We start from the raw sequence: 12,864 nt of genomic DNA on the forward strand, positions 1-12,864 counted from the left end.
CTAAATATTGACGAGGCGGAATCAGAGTAGAAATTACCAAAACCACGACAAGATAAGGCTTTCAGTAAATTAAATATTCACTTAGATGGCAATGATAATCATTGTAATTTTCAAATCTTCTTTAGTTTTTAACAGTTTTAGCCGTGGAAGCTGTGAGAGATAAATTCATCGGTTTTTTACCTCAAGCTTTGATATAGCTCATACCTCCCAAAGCTGAGGAATTATTACAATAATGCAACACAAGCTATATGCTGAAGTCTGAGTATTCTCCAGTGCATAAAACTAAACAATTTAACCTGTTTAATTATAATTTTATATAAGGATATCTAAGTTTTCCCAGCTTAGATATCCAATAGCAACATAACCTAGAGTAAATAGACTATTAACTATAGATATCATTCTAAGTCTAATTTTTGTTTTTAAACTATTTCTTTAGATAGTTTATTTATTCATCCTTAAGCAGGATTAAAATTTAGCTGTAATTTTGAAAGCAAATGCATAAATTAGATATGATTTGTAATGGCGCATATATGTGCGTTTAGACATTAAGTAGGTGCGTTACACTGCGTCAACGCACCCTACTTCTAAGACAATTTAGCAACGCTAGACTTTTCTAAAGTCGCTACTAATTTCACTCCAAATTCTTCCTCAAATACTCCTTTTTTATAATCTAAGCTCCAAAGTTCTAAAGCACAATCATCATCAGGTTGAGATGGAAAAATCAGCAAATTCACCTGCTGAAATTGTTCATAATACTCACATTGGACTTGCGCGATCGCACCAATTTGTCGTCTATCTAATGCCACCGCTAATCTTAAAATTGCGCTCAATTGACTGACCATTTGTCGCTGGTGTTTATTCAGCAAAATCTGGGCATTTTCATGTTTTTTCTTAGGCGGCGATTTGCGATGATAACGCGCTAAATTGGCTATGATTTCAATCTCAGTTTCTGTATAACCGAGTAATTCACCATTGCGAATTAGATAGTAAGAGTGCTTGTGGTGAGACGAATGGCTAACATAATGACCGCAATTGTGTAATATCGCAGCTGCCCACAGCAATTGTCGCTCGTCAGATCCCCAGTGGTGTAACGTACCTTGAGTTTGGTCAAATAAACTTTCGGCAAATTTTGCCACGCGATCGCTATATTCTAAATTGACATGGTATTTATTAGCGAGTTTGAGTATATTGCGTTCCCGAACTGAACTTTGGTAGCGCAGCTTATCTTCAATTAAACCGTGGGTTAGCATCCAGTCTACAATTACACCTTCCCGCAAGGAACGTTCACAAACTGTTACCGATTCCCTACCCAAAAGCGTCATTGCTTCCTGTAATATGACAGCACCAGCGAGTATAACTTCAGCCCGCTTCTCTGGCATACCGGGAATCGCAGCCGTTTCTGAATTATTCAGTTTCCGCAAGCGATTTACCAACTCTTGCAAGTCTTTAAGACTGAACTGGTAGCCATTGAGAATCGAAGGCATAACACCCGATTTTTCTCGTGCATGAATTATGGCCAGGGTTTCAATTGTGCCAGCAGTACCCACCAAACGGGGAGATTCCCCAAACTCTAGATTTGCTAGTACCTCATCCACAGAACGTTCTAACATCCCGCGTGCATAGGCTTGCAAGTATTGAAACTCAGTGTTGCTGATGGGATCGGTGGTGATTAACTCGCTAGTTAGTCGCACCGCACCAACTTTGGTACTAGTGAGAGTGCGTGCTTGGTGACTATCGCCCAAAATTAACTCTGTGGAACCACCGCCAATATCAATAATCATGTGGGGCTGGTTGTTAAATTCCATCCCCGATAGCACGCCAAGGTAGATTCGTCGCGCTTCTTCTTGACCAGAAATCAAGTCAACGCTTAAACCCAACTCCGTTTTTACTCTGTGCAAAAAATCTTTCCCATTGGGAGCTTCCCGCACAGCACTAGTTGCCACAGCAATGGTTGTTTCAGCATTGATAGTTTTGGCAACTTCTTGGAAGCGTCCTAAGGCTGCGATCGCCTTTTCAATTATGTCTGGTTTAAGTTCCCCAGTCTTAAGATTGCGATCGCCTAGTCTTACAGTTTCTTTTTCTCTAGCAATAATGCTGAAAGCTGGTAATGTGGGATCAATCTTGACTACTACCATGTGTAGAGAATTTGTTCCCAGGTCAATGGCAGCAATAATCCGGTCTTGCTTAGGTGGTTGAGTTGGAACACTCTCCCAGCTAGAAGCTAAATTCAGCATCTAGTTTTCTCTCTTTATAAGAAATAATGGCAAACGGTAATATGCCGGGGTAGCTGGCACTGATATTTGTCGCAACACACTTGCTCAAACTGAGTAGTGTTAGCGGATAGCTAAGGTTTAGCCCGTACTTAGCACTAGACCTATTGCAAAAGTCCCTAACACCCCTCCCCCAACCCCTCCCCGCTTTTCGGGAGGGGAGACAAAGCGTAGCTTTGGCGGGGTGGGGTTCTTGTTTTTGATTTATGCAAGAGGTCTACTGAGTAAATTAAAAAATACTCAGCACTCTTTATCTTTGTCCGAGGGTAACTGAGCTAAGTATATTCACTCTACTGCTCCTAACCTAGTGACTATTTAAAAATATTTAAAGTTGCCACTTGAGGTTATGTTTTTACAAATAACAAATAACGTTATTCTATAAATGTAAAGATATGTGAATTAGGAAATAGGGAATAGAAACTAAAGAAAAGTTTTTTGAATACGCAATTTTAAATATACAATGCCCTCTTTGCACTCCCTATACCCTACTCTCCACTCCCCACTCCCCACTCCCCACTCTTATGTTAAGGACGCCAGAACGCCCCCAAAAACCAGTTTGGCTTGTAATTATCCGGCTTTTGCGCTGGCATAAACCAGAAGGACGGTTAATTTTAATGATTCCTGCCCTTTGGGCTGTTTTTTTGGCAGCTTCTGGGAAACCGCCTTTACCTCTGGTTGGTGTGATTATATTAGGTACTCTGGCTACGAGTGCCGCCGGATGTGTAGTCAATGATTTGTGGGATCGGGATATTGATCCAGAAGTAGAGAGAACACGCGATCGCCCCCTCGCTTCTCGCGCCTTGTCTGTGAAAGTTGGGATTGTAGTTGCGATCGTCTCCCTAGCATGTGCAGCTATCCTGGCATTTTATCTTAACCCCCTGAGTTTCTGGTTATGCGTGGCAGCAGTGCCAGTAATTGTACTTTATCCAGGTGCAAAGCGGGTGTTTCCTGTACCGCAACTGGTGCTTTCCATCGCTTGGGGTTTCGGCGTGTTGATTAGCTGGAGTGCAGTCACACAAACCATTTCCCAACCAACTTGGTTACTTTGGGGCGCGACTGTACTGTGGACATTGGGATTTGATACAGTTTATGCAATGAGCGACAAGGAAGACGATCGCCGCATTGGTATTAATTCTAGCGCTCTATTTTTTGGGAATTATGCCCCTGTAGCTATTGGAATTTTCTTTGCTGGCACAATCTTGTTATTGGCTTGGTTAGGTGTATTCATACATCTGCACTTAGCCTTCTGGATTAGCCTTGCAGTTGCTACTATCGGATGGGTTTGGCAGTCTGTGCGATTAAGGCAGCGAGACTTACCTAATCCTGCTTATGGTCAGATGTTCCGGCAAAACGTCTGGATTGGTTTTATTTTACTTGCTGGGATGATTGCTGGCTCTTTTTAAAATAAAGCTTACATAAAGTACACGTAATTAGTTATACCTTGCATCTAGCCTCTCCCCGGAGGCTGGGTGGGGTTCTTGAAGTTTAATAAGTAATAAAGCGGACATGATATTACTCTTAAGTAGAAGCGAATGCGTGTCTATAGCTGAAAAAAAAATATTTATGAGTTTTTGTATGCGTACATTCTTTGATTGTTTTACTCCCTTATTTCAGTATCTCCGTAGTTGGACAGCCATAGGTTTACTAGTTTTGGTTGTTACCTGGTCATTTCCTGCACAAGCTGCTAGCCGCATTGATCCGCAGTTAGAACAGCAAGTATTACAAGTTATCCGCGAACATCCAGAGGCAATTATCGAATCTGTTCAAGCCTATCAACAGCAACAACAACAGAAAGTCAAGCAAGAACAGCAAGGATTTTTACAGGATTTAAAGACAAATCCTCAAACCGTGATTGGTGACTCTCCCACCACAGGTTCAACTAAATCAAAAACTCTGCTAATAGAATTTTCAGATTTTCAATGTCCTTACTGTGCTGAGGCGCATAAAACATTGAAAGAATTGTTAGCAAAGTATCCAGATAAACTAAGATTAATTTACAAGAATTTACCGTTGATTTCAATTCATGCTGAAGCATTGCCATCTGCAACAGCAGCTTGGGCAGCATATCAGCAAGGCAAATTCTGGGAATATCATGATGCGCTATTTACTAATCAGAAGCAACTAGGTAAGGCGTTATATTTAGATATTGCTAAAAAACTCAATCTAGATTTGGGTAAATTTAAACGCGACCTTACTCTTGCTAATCCCGCAATTACAAAAGATATTCAACTAGCTGAGAAATTGGCTGTTTCTGGCACACCTTTTTTTGTAATTAATAGTCCAACTTTTTCAGGAGTGGTGCAGCTAGCAGATATCGAAAAGATATTGACTAGTGCTAAGTAATACCAATTCTGTATGAAGATGCACATAATCAGTCCCCCCTTCACAAGGGGGGACGGCGTAGCCGGGGGGTAAATATATGCAGCTTCACAAAGAAACGGTATAAATCCTCTAGCCATCTGATATACACAATATTACTCACGATTCCCATAAAATCAATATCGTATGTTTTTACAGGAATTTCTAATACTACTTCTAATGGTCTGTGCAAGCTATTTAGTAGCATTATTTTTTATCCCATGATTTTTGTCATACATTCTCAGGTGAGTCTCTAAATATTGATTCAGGTAATTAATAACCCTGTGCATGTGAATTGAATCTCCATAAAGCTTGCTCATCATTACTGCTCCTTCTAATGTTGCAATTATGATAGTAGCGATTTCATCAGCACAAACTTCAGTGCGAATTTCACCCTTTTTAATTCCCGTTTCAACAATGCGATGAATCAGATGCAGCCAAGAATTCATCGCTTGTTGAGTGCGTTCCCGCAACGCCGGATGAGCATCATCACTCTCCACAGCAGTATTCAGCAGTGGACACCCTCCCTTGATAGGTGGATTTTCTGCGAAACTACTAAATACGCTTAACACGATAAGCGCTTTAAATTCAACAATTTTTCAGCGCTGAGTTCTGAACTAGGCATTGGGCATTATTATTCTTCCCCTAGCTCCCCACTCCCATTCCCTATGCTGAGACTGATAATTAACATTTTTATCCACATAACTAATTCGGTGTGAATAAATCGAACTATGTGAAGTTATGTAAAATTGCTGAAATCAATTTTGTAGTAAGGACTTTAGCCCTAAAAGAAGGACTGAAGTCTTTACTACAAACCTTTAATTATTTACGCCGTTTTACTTAATCTAGCGAGATACAACGCGAATACGCTGGACGTTTGCTCATACTTACAAGTAAAATACGGTAAGTGCATCGCCTTACGTGCTTTTACATGTAAAACCACAGACAAACCAGTTAGAAGTTGAGTTTAGTAGAGCAACTGACCCATAAGCAGTTATTAGAGCCTGTTTCAGCTAAATGCCAGTTGTCATCCTACCAAAAACTTCCAGACAGGTTTTAAGTTGTCCAGGAATCCTCTGCCCTAACTTTTAGCTGGATAACCTTTGTGTCACTCATCCCTTGAGAAACACAATAACTTGTCATGACTAGCTCCGTCTACCACTGGGCTATAGTTTGGCACAATTGCTGCTTTCTAGCAGTGAAGCTTTAGCTGATTTTCAATCATAGCTGCTCGTAGTTAAGTCAGTGAACAGTTATTAAGGCTTTGTTTGGAGATTTAAACCCTATGTTGCTCACTTAATAGAAGTGGGAAACTCAACAGGACTTTGATAACTCATAACTGATTGTTGAAACCCCCGAAGAGTATGGAATATTTATTACTACCGTTCTTAAGCTTTTTTGTTGGCATCATCGTTGGTTTGACGGGAATTGGCGGAGCCTCTCTCATTACCCCAATGTTGATTTTTGTCTTTCAGGTTCCGCCTTCTATCGCTGTAAGTTCTGATGTTGTGGCTGCCACATTGATGAAGATTGTTGGTAGCGTCAAACATTGGGAACAGAAAACTCTTGACACAACAGTTGTTAAATGGCTGGCTTTTGGGAGTGTTCCAGGCTCACTGTTCGGCGTGGGGATTTTGCACTTTCTTAAACGTACAGGTGAGTATAGCCTGGATAACATCTTGCTGCGTTTGCTTGGTGTGATGATTTTGCTAGTCACGGTATTAGCACTAGTGCAATTGCTGCTATTAACTTTTTTCCCCAAATTTAATTTACCCGAATTGCCAAAATTAGACTTAGAAACTAACTTTGGTCGCTGTGTAACAATTACTTTGGGAGCAATTTTAGGCTGTTTGGTTGGTTTAACTAGCGTCTCTTCAGGTTCAATGTTTGCCCTGGTGCTGATTGGGTTTTTCCGGCTTGATGCACGGAAGTTAGTGGGTACAGATATTTCACACGCAGCAATTTTACTGCTGTTTACTGCTCTCGGCCACCTCAGCCTGGGAACAGTTGATTGGAGTCTAGTAGTACCTATATGGCTAGGCTCTGTTCCAGGGGTGTTAGTAGGCGCTAAAATCTGCCAGGTAGCTCCGCAACGCCCACTACGGTTTATCATTTATACCATCCTAATGATGGTGAGTTGGAAATTAGTTCATCAGGTTTGACCAATTTTAGATTTTCAATCCCAAATCCAGCATCCAACATCCAACATTGATTAACTTCTCACCCAAGGTAGTAGAGTGAATGTACCTCGCTCATACATAATGAACAGACCCAAGCCAATCAACACAAAAGGTACGATAGCTTTGCCGTAGCGACTTAAAATATTAGCAATGGTAGGTTGACGGCTTAAAAAATAAGCGATCGCACACCAAACCCCTACCATGATAAAAAATATACTTAGAATAACTCCCAAGCTGGTAAGATCGTGACCAGCGAATAAAGGGATATATATACTAATATTGTCACCACCATTAGCGATCGTTACTGCCGCTACTTTATAGGTTTGGGGGTGTAAAATACTCAAAATAAAAGACAATACAGGGTTACTAGGTGTGGACTGCATAAAATCACTACTGACTGTCTGAACTGTTATAGTTTCTTCTTTTCTAGATACTAATTGCTGAATTCCAATTGCTATTGGTAGTAGTCCTAGCAATCCTATCCATTCTCCTTGTACAACTAAGCCACCAAAAAATCCTGGTAAGCTAGCGATGATAATGGCTGTGAAACCCAAATATTGACCGAGTAAGATATGCCGTCGCCGAAAATTAACATCTACTTGTGAAAAAAATATTAACAATATAATGATGTCATCTATGTTAGTGGCGATGAAGGCAATTATTCCTTCACTGAAGGTTGTCCCTAGCTTACTCATCCTGGATTTTTAGAACCTACGATTTATCACCATACCAAATTAACCTTCTAGCACAACTAAGCTTTAAAATAGACAAAGTAATTATTCAAGGAATTTCAACGATTTACGAGATTTATCGCAAAAATTTAAATTTGGTGTTTGGCATTGCAGATAAACACAGATAATTGAAGGTGTGTATCTGTTGTTGAATTTCTTTGGATTCTTCTGTTTGGTAAGTTTCTCTATTAGGACTTACGCAAAAAGTGCTAAAAAGCTTAATTTATCGAACCGCCATCGCGCTTCGCATCTCGCAGAGAAGACGCCATCTCTACGAGAGGCTTCCGCCAACGCGCAGCGTCTCGTTAGAGAAGAACGCCAAGAATCGTAGAGTTTGCGTAAGTCCTATCTATGAGAGGCTTTGCCAATGCGAACGCGGTAGCCTGCTGCAAGATAAAAGCATATCTATGTTTATCTTAAAATATGAGCGAGTTAGTTACTGCAATTACTACTGGGGCAATTGCGTTCATTGCCACTAACATTGATGATATTGTCATTTTATTGTTGCTTTTTTCTCAAATAAATGCTAATTTTCGCCGCAGGCATATAGTTGCTGGTCAGTTTCTAGGTTTTACAGTTTTATTAATCCTTAGCCTTTCTGGTTTATTTGGTGGGTTAGTTTTATCAAAAAGCTGGATTGGATTACTTGGTTTAGTACCAATTGCTATAGGTATCAGCAGCTTAGTCAATAAGGAAGAAGATGCATTAGAGGAAGTTGTAGCTACAACTGAAGAATCTGAGGCATCAAACATTACTAGTTTCCTATCTCCTCAAACTTATAGTGTGGCAGCTATTACAGTTGCAAATGGTAGTGACAATATTAGTGTCTATGTACCGTTATTTGCCAGCAGTAACTTAGAGAGTTTTGTAATAATTATCGGATTATTTTTTCTATTGTTAGGAGTATGGTGTTATGCGGCATACAAATTAATTAACTACAGAGTAATAGCCGATGTATTGACTCGCTATGGTAATAATATTGTGCCTTTTGTTCTTATAGGATTAGGCGCTTTTATTGTCTTAAAAAGCGAAGCTTTGAATTTAATAAAGCTAGCTGCTAGTTGTTTCTGTTTAATAATTTTGGTGAAAAATAATGAAAGTAGCGATGAAATTGGCGACAATTCTAGTAGATAATTAAGCCAATTTTAGATTTTTCATCAAAATCTAAAAAATCGATTTCACGAAAAATAATTGCTCCTTGGGTAATATAAGGTGGGCATTACCCACCTTACAAGCTTTAGTGGTGGAGGTTTAAGTCTCCACCAAGACAGGTAGCAGGTTTTGTGTTGAGGTTAAAGCCCATTACAAAACGTAATTGCGTTCGCTTTTAGCGTCTGTTTGCGACACGCTGCGCGAACGTAGAGAGCATTATTGCGAATTATTTCACTCAGCACCTTCAATTGGTGCAAAACCTTGGCGTTGAATATTTTCTGTTACCGCGCGTGGTTCGAGGAATTGCAAGAGGTAATCAGGGCCGCCTGCTTTAGAACCGACTCCAGAAAGTTTGAATCCACCAAAGGGTTGCCGCCCAACGATCGCTCCTGTAATATTGCGGTTGATGTACAAATTTCCAACTTCAAATTCTGCCTGCGTCTGTTGAATGTGCGAAGGTGTTCTAGAATAAAGTCCTCCAGTTAAGGCGTAGTTTGTACCGTTGGCGACTGCTAACGCTTCCTGGAAATCTTTCACCCGAATTACCGCCAGCACAGGGCCAAAAATTTCTTCTTGGGAAATTACCGCATTTGGTGATACTTCACTAAAGATCACAGGCCCGATAAAATATCCTTGTTCGGGTGCTGGTAATTCTAACGCTACTTCTGCTTCTGCCTTACCCTTCTCAATATACTCGCGGATGCGATCGCGGGCATTAGCATCAATTACTGGCCCAACTTGTGTACTTGGTAACTCTGCTTCCCCAATGTTCAAGGATTTTGTCGCTTCCACCAACCGTTGCACAAAGGCATCATAAATCGGTTGCAGCACAATCACCCTGGAAGCAGCAGAACATTTTTGTCCACTGTAACCAAATGCCGACTGCACTACCCCCACAACAGCTTGGTCTAAATCAGCACTTTCATCTACAATAATGGCATTCTTGCCACCCATTTCAGCAATCACCCGTTTCATGTGCTTTTGTCCGGGTTTTAAGATTGCCGCCTCTGCGTAAATTCTACAGCCGACTTCTTGGGAACCCGTAAAAGCAATTACATGAGTATCTGGATGATTTACCAAATAAGCGCCGACTTGCGAACCTTTACCAGGGACGTATTGAAATACACCTTTAGGAAAACCAGCATCTACCAAGATTTCTGTGAGTTTTGCTGCAATAACAGAAGATGTTTCCGCAGGTTTGAGGAGAGTGCAATTGCCTGAAACTAAAGCTGCAACAGTCATTCCACAAGCGATCGCTAGCGGAAAATTCCAGGGAGAAATCACTACAGCAATACCGCGTGGATGGTAGATATAATGATTAGTTTCGCCAGCTATGTCATAATTGACACCTTTATCTAACCGTTCTATCTCGTCAGCGTAGTAACGACAGAAATCTATCGCTTCCGAAACCTCTCCATCAGCTTCCTTAACAGGTTTTCCAACTTCCAAAACTATCCAAACTGAAAGTTCAGCGCGGCGGAGTTCCATCAAATCAGCGGCTTTTCGCAAAATATCAGCGCGTTGTTTGGCTGGTGTTTTCCTCCAACCAGGAAACGCAGCTTTAGCAGCTTGCATCGCCTGTTCTGCTTGTTCAACGCTAATCAACCCAACCTTACCAACTACCTCACTGAAATTAGAAGGGTTGAGAGAATCAACAAATTCCGGCGGATTAACATATTCGCCATTAATTAGGGGTAAATAAGTTTTACCCAACTGTTGACGAACGCTTTGGAAAGCTTGCGCCGCCTTCGTTCTCACCTCTTCCTCAGCATAATCAGTATCAGCAGCACCGATAAAATGAGAGTTAGGAATGGAGTTAGGAGTTAAAGAGTTCTTTTCCTCTTCGACAATCGGCGGCGCTAATAATTCTTCACTTGGTCGATTTTCGAGATTTTGCCGTAAAAAAGAACTATTAGCTGTATTTTCCAACAACCGCCGAATTAAATACGCCATTCCAGGTAATAATTCACCGTAAGGACAATAAACTCTGACTCGATAACCCTTGTCAACCAACGCCTTGGCAACTTTATCACCCATACCGTAGAGGACTTGCAATTCAAAGCGACGGCGGGGGACATTTAAACTTTCAGCGATGGCAATGGCGCGAGCATGCGATCGCACATTATGGCTACCAATGGCAGAATAAACATATTGATGATTTTCTAACAATAACTGAGTGATGGTTTCAAAGTTAGCATCAGTTGCCGCTTTGTCGTTGTAAACTGGCTGTGGCCAATGCTTCTGCGCTGCTTTGATAGTTTCCTGATCCCAATATGCGCCTTTTACCAAGCGGATTGTCAGGGGATAGCCACGTTCTTTCAACCAGGAAATTACGTCTTTAGTATCTTGCTCGCTATCACGCAGATATGCTTGAATGGTTATGCCAATATCTGTGCGTTGCCGAAACTCTTCTTCTAAGAGCAGTTTTTTCAGGATGCTAAGAGTTATGTCTTTATAGGCATACTGTTCCATATCAAAATGGACAGCCGCGCCTAATTCTTTAGCACGACGTAAGAGAATCCGAATGCGATCGCTAACTCGCTCCTCACTACCTTTAGCATCTAAAGGGTCAAATTGGGAATAAAACGCCGTTAACTTCACAGAAACCTGAACTTTTGGGATTGCTTCGCCATCAGCCTCATCAATAGCCGGGATAGCTGCCCAATTCTTCGATGCTTCTACCAATTGTTGCATTAATTCTAGATAGCGTTCTAGATAAGACTGCGCTTCGGCTTCGGTAATTACTGCTTCACCAAGTAAATCGATGGTGAAAGCCATTTTCTCTTTTCGCAGTCGTTCAACTGTTTTGATGACTTGTTTAATATTTTCCCCAGAAATATATTTATGAGCAAGAGTTTCAACGGCTGTACCAACGGTTGTAGCAGCAACTTGTCCTGGCATCGAGTCGGGGTTAGCAAAGTTTAGCATTCCCTTCAAAGCTGCTGGCAATTCTACAGACTCATCTCCTAAATATTCTTGTAAATGTGAGGCAATTTCTGATTTACTGTGTAAAGCAGGTAGCGTATCTATAAAGCGAAATAGTTGCACCCGCAACCCAGGATTACTCATCGCCCAAGCTAGTAATTTATCATCCCAGCGCATTTGATCCCGCAGGGAAGAAAAAAACGAACGATTTTCCGACGTTGCTGCTAGAAGTTGTTTAGCAATTTCTTGGGTTTTAGCTTCGTAGGTGCTTGTCTGTACTTGTAATACCACTGATAATAAACTCCGTTAATCAAAGCAAGGCTTTTTGTACAAAGCCTGTGTCTTCTATTTTGACGCTTTCATATATCAACTGGGGAGTGGGGAGTGGGGAGTTAAGAGTTTGGAGTTAAGAGTTTGGAGTTATAAGAATTCTTTCCCCAATGCCCAATGCCCAATTCAATAACAAGTGTTATCCTTTTGTTGATCTATTTCTAATTTGATTAGACAGATTGTTGCAACACAAGAGATTAGCTCAGTCATACTAAGAGTGTGAATACTACGTTTATGCCTACAGAAAACCTTACGCATATCTTATTTTCTAACTGGCAACACACACTCCAACCCTTTGGTGTTGACCAGGTAGCGGCTGAGAAAGCTTTTAATAACTTGATTGCAGCTTACTCTGCCCCTGGTCGTTACTACCATACACTAAAACACATCGATCGCGTCTTCAAAACAATTCAGATTTTGCAAGGCTACACCAACAATCTCGCTGCTGTTCAACTAGCTGCCTGGTTTCATGATGTAGTATATGACACTCAAGCTCAAGATAATGAACAACGAAGTGCAGACTATGCTTTTGATCTGCTGAGTAATTTGGGTATTCCAGAAAGTACCATAACTATTGTCACTCGTATAATTCTGAATACTAAAGACCACCAAGCTGCGGTGGATGACTATGATAGCCAAGTTCTGCTTGATGCCGATTTAGCGATTTTGGCTACTAACCAAGTGCAGTATGGAGAATACGCCCATGCCATTCGCCAGGAATATGGCTGGATGGCAGAGGCAGATTATATCACAGGTCGTCAGCAGGTTTTAGAACGATTTTTACAGCGATCGCATATCTACTTTACGCCTTTAATGTCAGAGTTCGCCGAACCATGTGCCCGTGGCAATATCCAGGGGGAAATTCAGTCTTTATTGTCTGATTAGTTTTACAGCGATTCTGATTTAGATGCAACACAC

At 41.0% G+C, this 12,864-nt stretch carries 8 protein-coding genes and 2 pseudogenes; 5 read left to right on the forward strand and 5 right to left on the reverse strand.

Annotation, left to right across the window (positions count from 1 at the left end):
• Positions 1-584: 584 nt before the first annotated feature.
• The gene (locus tag V7K25_RS21930) at positions 585-2,234 is read right to left on the reverse strand and encodes a Ppx/GppA phosphatase family protein (RefSeq protein ID WP_335160568.1); all 1,650 of its coding nucleotides are present in this window, start codon (positions 2,232-2,234) and stop codon (positions 585-587) included.
• Positions 2,235-2,791: 557 nt separating this feature from the next.
• On the opposite strand from V7K25_RS21930, the gene V7K25_RS21935 reads away from it, so the two are divergent.
• On the forward strand, positions 2,792-3,673 hold the full coding sequence (locus V7K25_RS21935) for a 4-hydroxybenzoate solanesyltransferase (protein WP_335160569.1): 882 nt from the start codon (positions 2,792-2,794) through the stop codon (positions 3,671-3,673).
• Between the two features lie 172 nt (positions 3,674-3,845).
• Positions 3,846-4,613, forward strand: coding sequence for a DsbA family protein (locus V7K25_RS21940; RefSeq protein ID WP_335160570.1), 768 nt, complete (start codon positions 3,846-3,848; stop codon positions 4,611-4,613).
• Positions 4,614-4,689: 76 nt separating this feature from the next.
• Here the strand turns inward: V7K25_RS21940 and V7K25_RS21945 are convergent.
• Positions 4,690-4,836: pseudogene (locus V7K25_RS21945) on the reverse strand (acyl-CoA thioesterase); the annotation flags it as partial.
• Positions 4,823-5,200: pseudogene (locus V7K25_RS21950) on the reverse strand (TetR family transcriptional regulator C-terminal domain-containing protein); the annotation flags it as partial. The pseudogenes V7K25_RS21945 and V7K25_RS21950, both read right to left, overlap by 14 nt.
• A gap of 792 nt (positions 5,201-5,992) precedes the next feature.
• Between V7K25_RS21950 and V7K25_RS21955 the strand changes: the two are divergent.
• Entirely contained in the window at positions 5,993-6,790 is a 798-nt protein-coding gene (locus tag V7K25_RS21955; protein ID WP_335160571.1) for a sulfite exporter TauE/SafE family protein, read from the forward strand.
• Positions 6,791-6,840: 50 nt separating this feature from the next.
• Here the strand turns inward: V7K25_RS21955 and V7K25_RS21960 are convergent, their stop codons facing one another.
• Entirely contained in the window at positions 6,841-7,503 is a 663-nt protein-coding gene (locus V7K25_RS21960; RefSeq protein WP_335160572.1) for a cadmium resistance transporter, read from the reverse strand.
• 459 nt (positions 7,504-7,962) lie between these two features.
• On the opposite strand from V7K25_RS21960, the gene V7K25_RS21965 reads away from it, so the two are divergent.
• Positions 7,963-8,673, forward strand: coding sequence for a cadmium resistance transporter (locus V7K25_RS21965; RefSeq protein ID WP_335160573.1), 711 nt, complete (start codon positions 7,963-7,965; stop codon positions 8,671-8,673).
• 249 nt (positions 8,674-8,922) lie between these two features.
• Here V7K25_RS21965 and pruA read toward each other — a convergent pair whose 3' ends face one another.
• On the reverse strand, positions 8,923-11,907 hold the full coding sequence (gene pruA / locus V7K25_RS21970; RefSeq protein ID WP_335160574.1) for an L-glutamate gamma-semialdehyde dehydrogenase: 2,985 nt from the start codon (positions 11,905-11,907) through the stop codon (positions 8,923-8,925).
• Between the two features lie 273 nt (positions 11,908-12,180).
• Between pruA and V7K25_RS21975 the strand changes: the two genes are divergently transcribed.
• Positions 12,181-12,831: an HD domain-containing protein gene (locus V7K25_RS21975; protein WP_335160575.1), complete on the forward strand. Its 651-nt coding sequence runs from the start codon at positions 12,181-12,183 to the stop codon at positions 12,829-12,831.
• Positions 12,832-12,864: the final 33 nt, after the last annotated feature.

The sequence above is a fragment of the Nostoc sp. genome (assembly GCF_036919495.1).
Taxonomy (GTDB): Bacteria; Cyanobacteriota; Cyanobacteriia; order Cyanobacteriales; family Nostocaceae; genus Nostoc.

Bases quoted from the DNA above. Each gene is read 5' to 3' on its own strand.
- V7K25_RS21930 (WP_335160568.1), bottom strand. From the start codon at position 2,234: ATGCTGAATTTAGCTTCTAGCTGGGAGAGTGTTCCAACTCAACCACCT.
- V7K25_RS21935 (WP_335160569.1), top strand. From the start codon at position 2,792: ATGTTAAGGACGCCAGAACGCCCCCAAAAACCAGTTTGGCTTGTAATT.
- V7K25_RS21940 (WP_335160570.1), top strand. From the start codon at position 3,846: ATGCGTACATTCTTTGATTGTTTTACTCCCTTATTTCAGTATCTCCGT.
- V7K25_RS21955 (WP_335160571.1), top strand. From the start codon at position 5,993: ATGGAATATTTATTACTACCGTTCTTAAGCTTTTTTGTTGGCATCATC.
- V7K25_RS21960 (WP_335160572.1), bottom strand. From the start codon at position 7,503: ATGAGTAAGCTAGGGACAACCTTCAGTGAAGGAATAATTGCCTTCATC.
- V7K25_RS21965 (WP_335160573.1), top strand. From the start codon at position 7,963: ATGAGCGAGTTAGTTACTGCAATTACTACTGGGGCAATTGCGTTCATT.
- V7K25_RS21975 (WP_335160575.1), top strand. From the start codon at position 12,181: ATGCCTACAGAAAACCTTACGCATATCTTATTTTCTAACTGGCAACAC.